This window comes from Streptomyces sp. NPDC059564 (assembly GCF_042735575.1).
Lineage (GTDB): Bacteria > Actinomycetota > Actinomycetes > Streptomycetales > Streptomycetaceae > Streptomyces.
Window position 1 is genome coordinate 1 of record NZ_JBHWBP010000185.1, and the last position, 14,460, is coordinate 14,460.

Genomic DNA, 14,460 nt, shown 5'->3' on the forward strand with positions numbered 1-14,460 from the left:
GGCGAGTACGGTCTCCACGGCGAGGAAGGCGATGTTCCCGACCGCCGGACGCAGCGCGAGCCCGAGCAGCAACCGATCCCGGAAGACGTACGAGGCGCCGGCCCGCGCCTGCCGCAGTAGCGACTCACGGGCCTGCGGTACGGGCCTGGGTGCGGCGGGCAGCGACCGTACGAGCAGCGCGGAGAGCGCGAACGACACCGCGTCGGCGAGCAGCGGGACCGCCCGCCCGAGCGCGAGCAGGGCACTGCCCGCGGGCGGCCCGGCGAAGCCGGACGCGGCGGTCTGGGTGCCGCGCAGGCGGGAGTTGGCGCGCTCCAGGAGCGCGGGGTCGCGGCCGAGCAGATCCGGCAGATAGGCCGTGGCGGCCGTGTCGAAGAAGAGTCCGCCGAGGCCGAGGAGGAAGGCGACGGCCGCGAGCAGCGGAATGCTCAGCACGTCGAGCGCGGCCGCTGCCGCCGGTATCGCGAGCAGCACCGCACGTGCCGCGTCCGTGACCCACATCGTGCGCCGGCGGTCCCAGCGGTCCACCAGCGCACCGCCGAGCACCCCGAAGAGCAGCCACGGCAACGTTCCGGCGGCCGTGACGACGGCGAGCGCCATCGGGTCCCGCGTCAACGTCAACGCGAGCAGCGGCAGCGCGGCGTGCGTCACCCCGTCACCGAGCGAGGACACCGTCTGCGCGGTCCACAGCCGGCCGAACCCGGCCGGCAACTTCCGAACGTCTGAGGTCACTTGGACTCCCCTTCGGTCTGCTGGCGCGGTGCCGGGTGGAACAGCGCGAAGACGAGTGACGCGTCCGGCAGCGACGGATCGGACAGCTCCCGGTACTCGTCCGCCAGTGCCTGCAGCCGCGCCCCCAGCTCCGCGAACTGCTCGTCGGTGAGCCGTAGATGCGCCATCCGTACGTGCCGCTCGCCGTCCGCCGGCGCCGCCTCCAGGTCCGCCACCGCATGCCGCATCAGCACGTCCGGGCCTCCCTCGCCCGGATCCGGCAGCTCGATCGCCCGCGCGGCCATCGCGTAGTACCGCTCGGTGACCCCCCGGACCTTCCGCGTCCGTACCACCTTCACCAGGCCGGCCCTCTCCAGCAGCCGTACGTGGTAGCTGGAACTCCCCTTCGCGAGGCCCACTCGCTCGGCGATCTGCGTGATCGTCGCGGGCTCGAAGCGGAGCACGGCCATGATCCGGTGACGCGTGAGATTGGAAACGGCGCGTAGTTGCTCGTCAGTGGTGACGCGGAACGTCTCGGGAAGATCATCGGTAGGCATGTCCCCAATGGTCAACGTTTCTTGACCATTAGGCAAGGGGGTTTTGCTCGGACTTCCGGAATCGACTGTCCAGCAGCTCAGGCCTTCGCTCCCGCACTGAAGCTCGCCGGGCAGGGGTAGGGGCTGGGCGGCTGGGTGGTTCAAGAGCTCCGGACCACCGTCTTCTGGCGTGCCGGGGTAGATCGGATACGCGGGGGTCTCCATCGGCGGGCACGGGCACTCGCCGCCCGTCCGCCAGGCGAGGGCCTGCGCCCACCGCGTGACACGGTGACCGTCCACCTCGACGAGGACGACGAGGGCAGCGGCGAATGGCGCGGCGTTGCGGCGCGTATCGGGTCGTGATCAATGGGCATCGCGGCTTCCGGGGCGGTGCCCGTCCGGGGTGCGGGGCCCGGCGATCTGCGGCTGCGCCGTGTGGGCGCGAGTAGCCGGAAGTGATGCGGCAGGGCAGGCAGCGGCGGGGCCAGAGGGTCCCGGCTGCGTGCCCGTCGGGATGGTGTGTCAGACCATGGCGAGCCGGCCCACCAGCAGCTCCACCCTCCGCTCGGCGTCCCCCGGTGGCAGCCGTCCCGCCCGGGTCAGCGTCGCCAGCCCGTGGAGGGACGCCCAGAACACCTCGGTGAACAGCCCGGGGGCGACGCCCTCCCCGGCGACCTCGCCCAGGCTCTCCAGCAGCGCGGCGAAGGCGTCCTTGAGAGGTTCCGGGGTGTCCTCGTCCGCGAAGGCCAGGCCGCCGTCGAGCTGGAACATGGCGTCGTAGACCGCCGGGTTGCGTGCGGCGAAGTCGAGGTAGGCGTGGGCGAGGGCGGCGACCCGCTCGCGCGGGCTGTTCGCGCTGGAGGCCGCGGCCCGCACCGCCACGGCCATCTCGGCGGCGCCCTCCAGGGCGACGGCGCCGATGATCTCGCGCTTGCCGCGGAAGTGGCTGTAGAGGACGGGTTGGCTGTACTCGATGCGCTCGGCGAGCCGACGGGTGGTGACCGCGTCCCAGCCCTGCTGCTCGGCGAGTTCGCGGGCCGTCGCCACGATGAGGCGCTCGCGCTCCGCCCGTTCGCGCTGCTTGCGTTCCTGTACCGACATGATTCGATCCTAGCATCGCTAGACAAGGGAGCGGCAGTAGTACTAGCGTTGCCTCATCAGCTAGCAACACTAGATGTCGAGAGGCTCATCATGATCAACGCACTCGAGGTCGTCACCACCGTGGTCGTCGGCGTGATGGTGGGGGTGGAGTTCTCCGTCGCCTTCGTCATCAACCCGATCCTCAACGCCCTCCCCGAGGACAGCGGCCAACTCGGCCGCGCCCACGGGGGCCGGATGCTCGGCGCCGTGATGCCGGTCTGGTACTTCACTTCGCTCGCCCTCGTCGCGGTCTGGGCCATCGCCGGATGGCACCACCACGGAACCGGGCTCGTCGTCACCGCAGGCGCGCTGCTGATGCTCAGCGTGATCATGTCGATCCTGCTGCTCGTCCCGATCAACAACCAGAGCAAGACGTGGACGCCTGACAACCGGCCCGTCGACTGGAAGGAGCAGATGAACCGCTGGGACCGCTTCCACTACGTCCGTGTCGCCGTCATCATCGCCGCCTTCGCCCTGCTGGTCTCCGCCCTCACCTGAGCCCGCGGGCTCACCGCCCGGTCGTCAGCCGCAACCGCTCGGCCGTGCACCCGAAGTGCGGCACCGCCACCTCCCTCCACATCCAGGACCCGGACACCAACACCCTCGACTCCGCTGGTAGTTCCAGGACGCGGGCGCCGGCGACACCCACTGACCGACAGCGAGAGGAAGTGCCGAAAATGGCCCAGCTGCAGAGTCTCGACCCGCACACGCCGATGTTCGCGCAGTTCAAGGAGAAGACCGGACCCATCGTCCTGGCCAACACCTTCTTCGTCCCGAAGGAGAGGGCGGAATCGTTCATGGCCCTCTTCCGGAGGCAGGCCGAGTTCATGAAGGCTCAGCCGGGATTCGTCTCCCTGCAGATGCACAAGGGAACGGCGGGCAGTCAGCTTCTGATGAACGTCGCGGTCTGGGAGTCGACCGAGGCGCTCGCCATGGCATTCGGCAGCCCGGAGTTCCAGCGCATGGCGGCCGAGTTCCCTGACGACATCGTGTCGTACCCGCACATCTTCGAGCAGATCGACGTATGACACGGCAGTTGTAGCCGGACGTCACCGGTGACCTGACGCCGCGGCCCGAACACCGACGGGGGCGCGGCGGGCCCTACGGCGATCACTGTGACTGCGCTCGGACGCGCCGTGCTCGGCGGAGCGGCTCTTCTGTCACGGCCACGGGCGTAACGGGAGCTCCAGCGACCAGTTCATCCCGGCCTCGCCGTCACCGGTGGCGCACGATGCCCACTTCCCGGGCGGCAGCTGGACACCGAAATCCCGACATCCGGGACTGAGACTGCCGCTCAGATCCCACCACTGCGATCCCGGCAAACCACGCCCCTCGATCAGCCCCACACGACTCAGCGAGCCCCGCGAAGCTCACCAAGCTGACGAAGACTCGCAAGGAGAAGAACCATGTCGCTGAAGAAGGTCAACACCCTCCTGGCCGCTGCCTTCATCCTCTTCATCCTCTGGTTCGGGACGGAGTTCATCCTGAGCCCGGAGACGACGGCGCCGGGCTTCGGTCTGCCGAGCTGGCCGTCCGGCGACGGCGGCGGCTTCCTGATCGTCAAGGGAATCCGCGACGTCGTCATGGCCCTGGTCCTGGGCATCCTGCTGGTGACGGGCCACCGCCGGGCGCTGGGCTGGGTGCTTCTGGTGGAGGCCCTCGCCGCGTACGGCGACATGACCAACGTGCTGGCCCACCACGGCTCCGTGGCCACCGCGCTCGGCGTCCACTGCCTGACCGCGACACTCATGGTGGTCAACGGCCTGCTGATAATGCGCGAGACCCGCAAGGTCGCGGCCGCTCCGGCAACGCCCGCCCCGCAGCCCGCCTAACGCCACCCTGGCGCGTGTCGATCTCCGCCATCTGCGCCGCCCGGCGTGTGTCTCGTTCTTGCCGGGATCTGCCGGCCCGCCGCCCGCGCCGCCGACCGGCCGGCTTGAGATGGCGTAGATCTTCCCCCGCCGCTGGGCAGGGACAGCTCAAGACCCTGATGGGGGAGTCGCGGCGCGCGACTGCTCGGAGGATGGAAGTCCCTCACCGAGTCATCTGCAACGCTCTTCAGGCTGGCCAGCTGACCTGTCCGTTCTCGACCTGAAGTACATCAGGGACCTCGGCTTCGTAGAACCTGAGGAATCCGATCCTGACCGTGCCGTCCCCGAGCTGGTGCGTTTCGTGAGCCCTTGTGGCGAGCCAGCAGAGCAGCTCGCCGACCCTCTCGAACTCGTCCGGGTGGATCTCCTGTCGGGATGTCAGCGTCCAGCCCTTCCGCGGCAGGTCCGCGCGACGGGCGAGTGTCGAGCAGAGCACGTCTCCCACCCGCGATGCCGGGCCCCGCCCGGCCAGCAGTGGATGGGGATCGTCCTCGATCACCGGGATCCCCGAGTCGTCCACCACCACGATCGGGAACTCGGCGACGATGGACAGGCGCTCAGGTTGGGGCCCGATCCCCAGATGCCAGTTCAGCTCGGCGAGCTCCGTCTCGGAGATCTCGTCCCGCAGGTCGACGGCAATCGTCAGCTCATGGATGTCGCTCACTCGGTGAACCCTATGGCCGACCACCGACAAGGCGAGAGGTGTGATGGGTGTGGCTTGGCTGGTCAGCCGTGAACAAAGCCACAAGGGGAACCAGTAGAACCCACCACCTACTTCACATCTCCGCTGGACACACGGCAACGCAACCGCGGATGCGGTAAGCCCTCACCTGGTCGCCTCGGCTCGGTCACAGCTCGTCGAGCCGCAGGAACGCGAGCGCCCGGCGCGTGAGCACGAGAAGGTCCTCGGGCTCATCCTGGCCGGCCCAGTGCTCCACGGCCGCGGTGAACGCGTCGAGCACGGTGCCCGCCAGCAGTCGTACCTCCAGGCTGTCGGCAGGTCTGCCCGTCCGCGCGGCGAGCACCGGCAGCAGCCGGTCCCGCATCTCCTGCACGGCCGCCAGCCAGCGCGACCGGAGCGCCGGGACATCGCCCATGAGGCGGACGAGGGCACGGCCGGGCTCCGGGTCCGCGAGGCGCCGCCCGGACATCGGTGTCGCGAACACCCGCTCCACAGCGGCGATCAGTGGCTCGTCCGCAGACTGGGCCGCCAGGGCGTCGACGAGCTGGCCGACGCCGGATGTGACGAGGGGTGTGAGTACGTCCTCCTTCGAGGAGCAGTAGCGGTAGAAGGTGCGCAGTGAGACTCCGGCCGCCGCGGTGATGTCCTCGACCGTCGTCGCCTCGTACCCGCGCTCGGCGAAGAGCGCCGCCGCGGTCTCCGCGATCTCGACGCGGGTCTCCTGCCGCCGCCGCTGGGCCAGAGGGGGCCGGCCTCGTTGATCGCCTCCGCGGGCGTCCAGCTTTTCGACCCGCAGGCCGTCAAGGTCAACTACTTCGGTGCGGTGGCCACCTTGGAGGGGCTGCGCCCCCTGCTCGCAGCCGGTACCGACCCGCGCGCCGTCGTCATCTCGTCGGTCACCGCGATCCACCCCCACGACCCGGCCATCGCCGACGCGGCCCTCGCCGGCGACGAGACCGCCGCGACCGCCGCCGCGGAAGCCGCCGTGCAGCGCGGCGAAGGCCACGTCATCTACGGCTCGTCCAAGAACGCCCTCGCCCGATGGGTCCGCCGCACCGCCGCCACCGCGCAATGGGCGGGCGCGGGCATCCCGCTCAACGCCATCGCACCCGGCACGGTCCTCACCCCCATGACCGAGCCCATGCTCGCCATCCCGGGCGTACGCGAGGTCATCGACTCGGCCATCCCCATGCCCCTGCACGGCCACGCCGCCGCCGAACAGGTCGCCCCGCTCCTCGACTTCCTGACCTCGCCCGAGAACACCCACGTCACCGGTCAGATCGTCTTCATCGACGGCGGCGCCGACGCCATGGTGCGGGGCGACGGAGCATGGTGACCCGCACACCGCTGCGCAACGGCGTCGTGCCCGCCGCTCCCATCGAGGTCTGGCAGCTCATCGGCGACTTCGGTGCCCTCAAGGATCCGGCAGCCCACGCGCATCGCTACTGCGTCGAGGCCCCGGCCTTCCCCGTCAGGGGCTACGAAGCGACGCTCCCCGTCCACCCGCACGAGGCGGGCGCGGAGGTCCGCTGGCAGGGCACGTACGAAGCGGAATCCGCCGACGCCGACGCCGACGCCGACGCCGTCGCCCAGGTCGAGCAGCTCTTCGGCGACGGCACATTCCGAACGGACGAGCCGGGCAAACCCCGACCGAGAAGTGCTCCGCTGGGCTACTCAACGCGGTTGTCGTTGGTCAGTGCGTCTGGGCAGTGGTGATGGCCAGGTGGGACTGGCGGGTGGTGTTCATGGCCTGTCCGGGCTGCCGAGCGGGGTGGTGAACCGCGGCTGCCAGCCTTCCTCCGTCAGCACCACCAGCTGGACCGCTGCCGCACGGGTGCGCAGCGGCAGCAGGCTGTCGATCGCCATGCGGACATGGGCGGCAGTCGTCGGGTCGTCCGCGCCCATGGCGACCGTGACATGGGCGGCGGGCCGCGCCCCGAAGCGGCCGCTGTACGGGCGCAGTCCGGGCCACTGGGCGCGGAAGGCATCGACGATCGGTTGGAGTCCCGGAACGGTGACGGCGACGAAGCCGGGCGCCGTCACGACCTCCTCCAGGAGGAGATCAGCTGCCGGAAAACTCGCCGCCAGGGAACGCACGCCCTGTTCGTCCTGACCCGTCAGCGCCGGTTCCGGCACGAACGGGTAGAGGAGCGAGACGTGCGCCGGCACCCCACGACGCACCAGAGCCGGGTCGATACGCCACGCCGCATCGAGGAGCGGGGCGGCATCAGGGAGGACAACGACGACGGCAGTGGTTCCTGGCTCTGGCACTCCGTCATCATCGCAGGCCGGGTATGAGACCCGAGAACGTCAGACTGGGGTTGCGGGGTGGTTGGGGGTCTGGCCCAAGCTGAGTGACGTGTCGTCACGGAGCGTCAGGCGGGAAGGGGGTGCGCCTGCTCGCCCGGCGAGCTTGCGCGCCGCCTGGTCGACACGGCCTTGCGCGGCGAGCGGCCGACGGAGCACATCCACCTGGTGGCGACCCTTGCCCGGCAGGACGGCCGGAACCCGTGCGTGCGCGGCGACATCCTCGCGATGCACACCGCCGCCCGCGCCTTCGAGGCCCGCTGGGGCCTCACTCCGAGGTCACCTTTGGACGACGGCTCCGCGATGCCGGGCTGCGCGTGCGTGAACGCGACACAGGCGGCCAAGAGGTCACCCCGGGCCTGCCGGGAGCCGCCGTCGGCCGGGTGGAAGGGGCCGCGCACCGCGGTCCGCGTCCACGAGCTCCGCGAGACCGTGAACGCGATCCCCTACGTGAATCGCAGCGGCATCCCATGGGAGTACCCGCCGCACGACTTCCCGCCGTACAAGACGGTCTACGACTGCTACGCGAAGTGTGAGGCCGACGGCACCACCCAGCCTGCAGCCTCATCTGCTGGCGACGCCTCGACAAAGCCTGAATCTTGAGGGTTCAGAAGGGCAGCGGTTCGGCGTCCAGTGACTCGGTGTATCCCAGGGCCCACTGCCCGGGGACGGTCGCGAGGATCGCCTCCAGGTCAGCCCGGGTCCGGCCCCGGACGTGCAGCCAGCTGTGGACGCCCAAGCCGTCTTGGCGCAGCAGCTGCCCCGGGGCGGAGAACCAACGCACTGGAAAGTCTTCCGGCCCCGTCCACATCGGGTAGTCGGGCAATGCGACCCGCTGGAAGCGTTCGGGTACCGCACCAAGCAGGTCCGCCGGCAGCTCGCACGCGTTGTACAGCCGACCTCCACCGCCGAACAGAGCCTCGCTCAGTACGAGCTCGACGCAGGCCAGGGAAACCCGGTCCAAGAACCGCACCCAGCCGTGCTGCGCCTGGACGAACACCGGCGGATCGTCCTGATCAAGGTCGCGCAGGCGCACGCCCCAGAAGGCGCAGCCCTGATTCTCGCTGCGGAAAACGAGGACACCGCCGTACTCGTCATGCACGAACATCTCGGCGGGCGGCAGCAAGGGATCCTGGTTGCCGATCAGATCGAACCGCGCGCCCAGGAGCGTGTGGACCTCACGCAGCGCGGCCGGCAGGGAGCAGCCGAGCCTCGCCTCGGCCCGCGCCAACTCTGCTGCCGGCGTGCCGTCGACCTCGGCCAGCGGCTCACCCCAAGCAGCGGCGAAGCCGCGAATGAACGCCCATGCCAGCTCCCGGTCGGACATTCCGCAGTCTAGAGCCTCGGCCGCATCGAACGCCCCAGTCATACTGCGAACCGTACTGGAAGCACCCGCCGGATCGCCGAGAGCCGGCCAGGCAGCTCATAGGAGCAGCGATACCGGGCCGGTCCGAAGCTCTGATGGATCCCACGAGGCACGCGAGAATCCGACGTACGCCATGACCCGACCACACTCACCAAGATCCTGTTACGAGCTATCAGCTCCACCACTGCCTTCAGACCGGGTTCCTTTCGACGCGGCGCTCGCCTTTCCTGCGAACGCCGCTACAGGGTGACTGGGGCGGCTTCCTCGTGTGTGGCCATGACGAGGCCGGAGCTCACGGCGTCGACCCCGATGTTCTGGAGGCGGGCCCAGGTGTCGAGCCGGTCGCAGGCCCAAGCGGGGTCATACGCCGCGGTGGGCAACTGGGGTATGCGCTTGCGGCCAGTGTCGTCGAGCCGGTAGGGAACGTCGAAGGCCGTGTTCCAGCCGTCCAGGTTCGCGGCAAAACGCTCTTCGGCTTCCGCTGGACCGATTCCCAGGTACTGGGCGATCTCCGCCCAGGAACTGCCCCGCCCTCTTTCGTAGATCACGGCCGAGATCAGAGCACGCTCCGCGAGCTCGATGAGCTGGGCTGCCTGGCTGACCCGGCCTCCGGGACCGGTGTCAGGGTCGTTCTCGGTGGCGACCAAGCCCGCGGCGCCATCCGCAACGTCCACGGCGTGATCGCAGAGGACCAGGCGTGCCAGCGCTTGGCGGGTGAATCGGGCACGGTCGGCGTCGTAAGGGGTCGTCTCAGTCACCCCCCAGTCTCGCAAGCTGTGGGGGCGGCGAGCACCCGATTTCCGCCAGGGTCCGGTCTCCGCTCGACGGCTTGGCCGCATGAGGTCTCTGCCCACGCAGTAGCTGGGAAGCGGTGCGCCTCACTGCCCTGCCGGCTCTCAAGAGTGACCAGGGACCGGCCACGTGGATACCGGCCCCGGCGGTGTACTGCCGGTACAACTCTGTGCGGCCGGTCCCCGGTCACCAGGGCCCGACGCACGACGAGGCGTGGTGTGGGTCAGTAGTGCTGGACCAGGCAGAATTCGTGCCCTTCGGGGTCGGCCATCACAACGACCACGCCCTCGTCGTAGTCGTGCCGTTCGCCGGTGAACCGACCACCGAGGGCGATGACCTGGGCGATGCCCCGGTCGATGTCGTCGACTCCGACGTCGAGGTGCAGGCGCACCTTGCCGTGCTTCGGCTCCGTCATGGGCTGGAAGTTGAGGCGGGGCTGCGGGTCGCCGGGATGGCCGAGGTAGACCCAGCCGGGGCGGGACGGCAATTGCGGGCGGTCCAGCAGTGCGCCCCAGAAGCGCGCGACCCGTTCCACGTCGACGCAGTCGATGGTCATTCCGATCCAGCGGTTCGTCATGTCGTCAGCTCTCCTGCGTTGTCGGGCTGAACGTCGGAGGTTCGGGCTTCTTCGGCCCGGCCGCCTGTGAGGCCAGGGGAGGCACCGCACCGTGAGCCGCGTGCGAGGCTCCCTGGCGAACTCGCTGCCCGGCGAGTTCCGCGGCCGCGTCCGCGGGTGTGGTCCCGTGGGTCCGGGCTGTGCGGAAGACGTGCTGGAGCGTGCCGCTGATGCGGGAGAGACGCTCGGTCAGCTGTTCCTCGGATTCCCTGCGCCGTTCGACACCGGTGGCGTGGATGACTCCTCCCGCGCTGACGACGACGTCCGGTGCCCAGAGGACGCCCCGCTCGGCGAGAAGGCGGGCGGTGGCCGGTTCGTCGAGTTGATTGTTGGCCGGACCGGCGACGGCGGCGCATCGCAGCAGCGGCACCGTGCGGGCGCTCAGCAGACCGCCGAGCGCGGCCGGCACGAGGATGTCGACCTCCATCGCAAGAGCGTCGTCCGGATCGACCCAGGTCGCGCCCAGCTCCTCGGCCAGGCTGTGTGTGGCCGGGTCGATGTCCGTCACGACGAGTCGCGCGCCGGCCCGGTCCAGGAGCCGGGCCACGTGGGCGCCGACCGCGCCGAGGCCGATCACCCCGAAGGTCCGCCCGGCGAGCTCCGGTGAGCCGAAGACCTCGTCGGCCACGGCGCCCAGCGCGGCGAGGGTGCCGCGCGCGGTGTGAAGGGAGGAGTCGCCGCTGCCGCCGTCCTGGGCGGGCCGGCAGACGACATGCGTGGTGCGCTCACCGATCACGGACATGTCGGCCGGGCTGCTGCCCACGTCCGGGCCTGCGATGTAACGGCCGCCGAGCGATTCGATCGCGTCACCGAGGTCGTGGAGCAAGGCCGTACGCTCCGCGCCGGCCGGCCGAGTTGCGGTCGGGAGGGCGACGACCGCTTTCGCGCCTCCGTGGTCAAGACCGGCCAGCGCGTTCTTCTCGGTCATCGCCGCCGCCAGCCGCAACGCGTCCGCGACAGCAGCGGCGGGGTCCGCGTAGTGAGCGATCCGGCACCCGCCGGCGGCCGGGCCGAGAGCCGTCGAGTGGATCGCGACACAGATCGCGAGCCCGCTGCGACGGCCGCGTACGACCTGCACCAACTCGTGTGAAGGATTCGGGATGTTGAGGGACAGGGCTTCCTCAAGTACGGCTGTCATGCCGTGAAGCTAGCCGCTCGGGCAAGGATCACGACCATCAACCGAATGGAATTCGGTACGGCATCCATAATCGCCGTATGGACGAACTTGATTCGGCGATCGTCCGGCATCTGCAGCGCGATGCGCGGCAGACCAACCGCGACCTCGCCCGCACCCTCGGCATCGCCCCGTCGACCTGCCTCGAACGCATCCGCACACTGCGCGCCCGCGGAGTTATCACCGGCTACCACGCCGCGGTCGCCCCGGCCGCCCTGAACCGTCACGTCCAGGCGCTCATCCACTTCCAGATCCGCCCCCTCAGCCGGGCGGTCATCGAGGCGTTCAAGACCTATGCCGCCGGCCTGCCCGAGGTCAGCACGGTCTACGTGGTCACCGGCGGCGACGACATGATCGTGCACGTCTCCGTGCCCAGCGTGGACTACCTCCATGGCTTCCTCATGGACAAGTTCACAGAGCGCCGCGAAGTCGTCGGGTTCCGTACCTCCGTGATCTACCAACACACCCACAATCAGGTGCTCGCACCCCTCACACCCTGACGGTGAGCGGGTGGGTTGATGTGGCGGGCCGGGTTCAGGCCCTCCTCCATGAGGTCGACGGCCCACGCCATCTCCTGGACGCCTCCGACCTTGGTGAGGCCCGGCGTAGACGACGCAGTCGGAGAGGACACCGAGCGGGTACTGCACGGTGGCATTCGCGGGGTTGGTCATCTGCGGTGCATGTTGCCCCGCCCATGCGACGACCAGCACCGTTCCGTGCTTGGGCTGCAGCTTGGCCTTGGGTCCGGTGTTGGGTAACCGCTTGCCGAAAGCCCTCTTTCCGGCCTGGGTGACGGCGGTGGCGTGGTGTTCGCCCTTGCCGACGTCCAGGCCGAGGAAGACGTCGATGTCGCCGGTGTCGATCACGTGCGGGCCCCATTGCGGAGCCACGAGAAAGGGCGGGAGCCCCGGGTCGGCGGCCGGGGGCTCCCTTGGAGGCTGGATCAGCTCGTGCGGCCCGATGGCCCGCTCGGTGTCCTCGCCTCAGCTGCTGGCCGGCCAGCCGTTCGGGTTGACGGCCCACAGGACCGAGCTGTCGGCCTTGTGGAGTACGAGGTTGCCGTCGTCCTGGATCTGGGCCCAGGCGTTCGGGCTGTTCTGGGTTCCGGTGGACCACAGCGGGTTGTTGTTGGAGGTGTAGAGCACCAGGTTGCCGTCCCACTGCATGGTCAGGTGGTCGCCCCGGCCCACAGTGTTGCTGGCGTGGAGGACCTGCCCGCGGCCGCGGTCGGCGTACTCCACGAGGTTGCCGTCCTCCTGCATGACGAGGGTGTGCCCGCTCGAGGAGACGATCTGCTGCCCCTTCGACAGGGTCTGGCCGGAGGCCAGCATCGAGTTCCCACCCGCGTGGTTGGAGTTCCGACTGTCGAACCTGAGCTGGTCCTTCCAGGAGCCCCACCTGTCGGGCCCGACGGGGGTGGCGTTGCCGTGGATGCCGCCGTTCGCCGAAGAGGAGGCCGTGAACGAGGCACCCGGCTTGAAGGCCAGGGTCCCCCGGAAGTCGGCGGTGCCGTGGTCGAAGATGTAGACGCCGTACGCGTAGCCGTTGACGGAACCCGAGCGGAAGAAGGGGGTGTTGTTCACACCCGGGCCGCCCTGCAGATTGCCGGTGTTGATGTTGGCGGCGCCGAAGTCGTTCTCCAGGTAGACCACGACGATGTTGTACTTGTAGTTGGTGTCCTGGTCGACCTGGTTCAGCATCGAGTTGACGAACGACGTGTACTGGCCGTCACTTCGGAACGCCTCGAAGACCTTGTCTATGCCCCACGTCACCGCACCGAGGAGATCGCCGGTGCCTGCGCGCGGGTTGATTCGCACGCCGGTCTGGACCTGGCCGATCGTGGCGTTTCCGGCTCCGGGTGTTCCCGGATTCGAGTCCGCCAGTGCGGACGGGGCGGACACCGCCAGCGCACCCGCGATGGCCATGGCGACGACAGCGGTCTTGAATCCGGTGCTCTTCTTGCTCACGGTATTTCCTCTTCTCTTTCGCTTCTTCGGTTCCCGAGTGCCAGCAGCAGAGCCCGGGATCGGGGGCTCCGGCGGGGCGTGCAGACTGAGTCGGCCGGGGCGTACAGGACTTCCCCGGCCTGTAGGCGCAGGGTCAGCGCGGCCCCGGCCGGAGGGGCGATGCGCCAGGTGTCGGATCCGCCGAGCTGGCAGACCAGCAGGTCTTGGGCCGTACGGGCGGAGCCGCTGTCCGGGGTGCCGGAATCACGGGTATTGCACGTGAGGTGGGGCAGGACGCTGATCGGGCGGCCCAGCCGGTGGGCCAAGGCGGCCGGCAGGAATTCCTCCAGGGCGCCCGGATCCGGCGGCTCGTGCTCCAGCCACATCAGGCCGGGATTCCGGCCGAGGTGGACGGAGAGGAACAGCACGATCTCCTCGACGAGGAGGGTTTGTGTCTCTTCGGGTACCTGGGCAGTGCTCGGCATCCGAGGCGGCCTTCCTGAATCCGGCCCGGCGAGAGCTGCCCGCCTCAGAGGCCCGTTTGGTGGTCGGGGTTACGGACAGAATCCTGCGCCGTGCGCGGCTGCGGGAAAATCCGCGAGAATCCGGCCCCGCGCCGTCGGCCCCGTACCCCAGGTCCCGGATTCACGCCTCCCGGGTTCACGCCTCCCGTGCCGCAGCCGTGTCGGGCGGCGATCAGCGGTCAGCAGTCGCGGGTGAGAAGGCCCGCCTGTGCGGCCGCCGCGCCGGCCTGGAAGCGGCTGTCGGCGCCGAGGCGGTCCATGATGTCGGCGATGTGGCGACGGGCCGTACGCAGGGACATGCCCAGGCGGCGCGCGATGGCCTCGTCCTTCAGGCCCGCTCCGAGCAGTCGCAGGATGGTCTGGTCGATCTCGCGGGCGACCTGCTCCAGGCCCTGGCTGGCGGCGTCCGCGAACACGGTGGCCTGCTCCCAGGTCTGCTCGAACAGGTCGCACAGATAGGCGACCGTGTGCGGCTCGCGAACCACCACCGCGCCCCAACTGCCGTCGCTCAGGGGGAGAAAGGCCGTCTCCCGGTCGTACACGACGAGTCGGCCGAACAACTCGTGCGCCGTACGGTGCTCGGCCCCCAGTGCGGAGGCGGCGGCGACATAGGCCTGGGTGGGGGCGTGGAAGCGGGAGGTGTGCGGGTGCAGGACCCGCAGCCGGATCCCCCGCTCCAGCAGGGGCCGGTCGCGCTCCAGGGTGTCGCGCAGGGTCTCGGGTGTGCGGAAACCGCCGGCTGGCTGGCAGGTGAAGACCTCGCTACGGCAGGCCGCGGCGGCCCGGGTCAGGAGC

Annotated in this window: 21 protein-coding genes and 1 pseudogene; 8 read left to right on the forward strand and 14 right to left on the reverse strand. The window is 69.7% G+C overall.

The features are described from left to right. The 3 genes from ACFV0Q_RS26230 to ACFV0Q_RS26240 form a co-directional block, all read right to left on the reverse strand. The coding region (locus ACFV0Q_RS26230) for an MFS transporter (protein ID WP_385008814.1) at nucleotides 1-732 on the reverse strand (732 nt) is incomplete at its 3' end. Further along, nucleotides 729-1,268 (reverse strand): ArsR/SmtB family transcription factor, encoded by a 540-nt coding sequence (locus ACFV0Q_RS26235; RefSeq protein ID WP_385008815.1) that lies wholly within the window; start codon nucleotides 1,266-1,268, stop codon nucleotides 729-731. The genes ACFV0Q_RS26235 and ACFV0Q_RS26230, both read right to left, overlap by 4 nt. Nucleotides 1,269-1,769: 501 nt before the next feature. Continuing rightward, complete coding sequence (locus ACFV0Q_RS26240) at nucleotides 1,770-2,348, reverse strand: TetR/AcrR family transcriptional regulator (RefSeq protein ID WP_385008816.1); 579 nt, start codon at nucleotides 2,346-2,348, stop codon at nucleotides 1,770-1,772. Nucleotides 2,349-2,438: 90 nt separating this feature from the next. Between ACFV0Q_RS26240 and ACFV0Q_RS26245 the strand changes: the two genes are divergently transcribed. The 3 genes from ACFV0Q_RS26245 (at nucleotide 2,439) to ACFV0Q_RS26255 (ending at nucleotide 4,219) form a co-directional block, all read left to right on the forward strand. Next, nucleotides 2,439-2,885 (forward strand): DUF1772 domain-containing protein, encoded by a 447-nt coding sequence (locus tag ACFV0Q_RS26245; protein WP_385008817.1) that lies wholly within the window; start codon nucleotides 2,439-2,441, stop codon nucleotides 2,883-2,885. Nucleotides 2,886-3,064: 179 nt separating this feature from the next. After that, complete coding sequence (locus ACFV0Q_RS26250; RefSeq protein WP_385008818.1) at nucleotides 3,065-3,415, forward strand: antibiotic biosynthesis monooxygenase family protein; 351 nt, start codon at nucleotides 3,065-3,067, stop codon at nucleotides 3,413-3,415. 378 nt (nucleotides 3,416-3,793) lie between these two features. Next, nucleotides 3,794-4,219: a DUF4267 domain-containing protein gene (locus tag ACFV0Q_RS26255; protein WP_385008819.1), complete on the forward strand. Its 426-nt coding sequence runs from the start codon at nucleotides 3,794-3,796 to the stop codon at nucleotides 4,217-4,219. 226 nt (nucleotides 4,220-4,445) lie between these two features. Here the strand turns inward: ACFV0Q_RS26255 and ACFV0Q_RS26260 are convergent, their stop codons facing one another. Further along, nucleotides 4,446-4,922, reverse strand: coding sequence for a hypothetical protein (locus tag ACFV0Q_RS26260; RefSeq protein ID WP_385008820.1), 477 nt, complete (start codon nucleotides 4,920-4,922; stop codon nucleotides 4,446-4,448). Nucleotides 4,923-5,106: 184 nt separating this feature from the next. Beyond that, entirely contained in the window at nucleotides 5,107-5,736 is a 630-nt protein-coding gene (locus tag ACFV0Q_RS26265; RefSeq protein ID WP_385008834.1) for a TetR/AcrR family transcriptional regulator, read from the reverse strand. Between ACFV0Q_RS26265 and ACFV0Q_RS26270 the strand changes: the two genes are divergently transcribed. Together ACFV0Q_RS26270 and ACFV0Q_RS26275 are read left to right on the forward strand one after the other, a co-directional pair. After that, on the forward strand, nucleotides 5,698-6,276 hold the full coding sequence (locus ACFV0Q_RS26270) for an SDR family oxidoreductase (RefSeq protein ID WP_385008821.1): 579 nt from the start codon (nucleotides 5,698-5,700) through the stop codon (nucleotides 6,274-6,276). The two genes, ACFV0Q_RS26265 and ACFV0Q_RS26270, sit on opposite strands and share 39 nt — an antisense overlap. Next, complete coding sequence (locus ACFV0Q_RS26275; protein ID WP_385008822.1) at nucleotides 6,270-6,656, forward strand: hypothetical protein; 387 nt, start codon at nucleotides 6,270-6,272, stop codon at nucleotides 6,654-6,656. The genes ACFV0Q_RS26270 and ACFV0Q_RS26275 overlap by 7 nt, the downstream gene beginning before the upstream one ends. 27 nt (nucleotides 6,657-6,683) lie before the next feature. Here ACFV0Q_RS26275 and ACFV0Q_RS26280 read toward each other — a convergent pair whose 3' ends face one another. Then, entirely contained in the window at nucleotides 6,684-7,109 is a 426-nt protein-coding gene (locus tag ACFV0Q_RS26280; RefSeq protein WP_385008823.1) for a 2'-5' RNA ligase family protein, read from the reverse strand. Between ACFV0Q_RS26280 and ACFV0Q_RS26285 the strand changes: the two genes are divergently transcribed. Further along, complete coding sequence (locus tag ACFV0Q_RS26285; protein WP_385008824.1) at nucleotides 7,098-7,238, forward strand: hypothetical protein; 141 nt, start codon at nucleotides 7,098-7,100, stop codon at nucleotides 7,236-7,238. The two genes, ACFV0Q_RS26280 and ACFV0Q_RS26285, sit on opposite strands and share 12 nt — an antisense overlap. Nucleotides 7,239-7,415: 177 nt before the next feature. Continuing rightward, the gene (locus tag ACFV0Q_RS26290; protein ID WP_385008825.1) at nucleotides 7,416-7,850 is read left to right on the forward strand and encodes a transposase; all 435 of its coding nucleotides are present in this window, start codon (nucleotides 7,416-7,418) and stop codon (nucleotides 7,848-7,850) included. A 4-nt stretch (nucleotides 7,851-7,854) separates the two neighbouring features. Here ACFV0Q_RS26290 and ACFV0Q_RS26295 read toward each other — a convergent pair whose 3' ends face one another. The 4 genes from ACFV0Q_RS26295 to ACFV0Q_RS26310 form a co-directional block, all read right to left on the reverse strand. Beyond that, complete coding sequence (locus ACFV0Q_RS26295) at nucleotides 7,855-8,616, reverse strand: SMI1/KNR4 family protein (protein ID WP_385008826.1); 762 nt, start codon at nucleotides 8,614-8,616, stop codon at nucleotides 7,855-7,857. A 236-nt stretch (nucleotides 8,617-8,852) separates the two neighbouring features. Next, the gene (locus tag ACFV0Q_RS26300) at nucleotides 8,853-9,371 is read right to left on the reverse strand and encodes a hypothetical protein (protein ID WP_385008827.1); all 519 of its coding nucleotides are present in this window, start codon (nucleotides 9,369-9,371) and stop codon (nucleotides 8,853-8,855) included. A gap of 257 nt (nucleotides 9,372-9,628) precedes the next feature. Beyond that, entirely contained in the window at nucleotides 9,629-9,982 is a 354-nt protein-coding gene (locus tag ACFV0Q_RS26305; protein WP_385008828.1) for a VOC family protein, read from the reverse strand. A 4-nt stretch (nucleotides 9,983-9,986) separates the two neighbouring features. Next, entirely contained in the window at nucleotides 9,987-11,159 is a 1,173-nt protein-coding gene (locus ACFV0Q_RS26310; protein WP_385008829.1) for a Glu/Leu/Phe/Val dehydrogenase dimerization domain-containing protein, read from the reverse strand. Between the two features lie 77 nt (nucleotides 11,160-11,236). Here ACFV0Q_RS26310 and ACFV0Q_RS26315 point away from each other — a divergent pair, with 77 nt between their 5' ends. Further along, nucleotides 11,237-11,695 (forward strand): Lrp/AsnC family transcriptional regulator, encoded by a 459-nt coding sequence (locus ACFV0Q_RS26315; RefSeq protein WP_385008830.1) that lies wholly within the window; start codon nucleotides 11,237-11,239, stop codon nucleotides 11,693-11,695. A gap of 198 nt (nucleotides 11,696-11,893) precedes the next feature. On the opposite strand, the pseudogene ACFV0Q_RS26320 reads toward ACFV0Q_RS26315, so the two are convergent. The 4 genes and pseudogenes from ACFV0Q_RS26320 to ACFV0Q_RS26335 form a co-directional block, all read right to left on the reverse strand. Further along, a pseudogene (locus ACFV0Q_RS26320) lies at nucleotides 11,894-12,061 on the reverse strand (IS110 family transposase); the annotation flags it as partial. Between the two features lie 117 nt (nucleotides 12,062-12,178). Beyond that, nucleotides 12,179-13,162 (reverse strand): bulb-type lectin domain-containing protein, encoded by a 984-nt coding sequence (locus tag ACFV0Q_RS26325; protein WP_385008831.1) that lies wholly within the window; start codon nucleotides 13,160-13,162, stop codon nucleotides 12,179-12,181. Beyond that, nucleotides 13,159-13,626, reverse strand: a complete 468-nt coding sequence (locus ACFV0Q_RS26330) for a hypothetical protein (protein ID WP_385008832.1) — start codon at nucleotides 13,624-13,626, stop codon at nucleotides 13,159-13,161. The genes ACFV0Q_RS26325 and ACFV0Q_RS26330 overlap by 4 nt, the downstream gene beginning before the upstream one ends. Before the next feature lie 218 nt (nucleotides 13,627-13,844). Then, nucleotides 13,845-14,460, reverse strand: a 616-nt coding sequence (locus ACFV0Q_RS26335; protein WP_385008833.1) for a LuxR C-terminal-related transcriptional regulator, incomplete at its 5' end; no start/stop codon positions are given.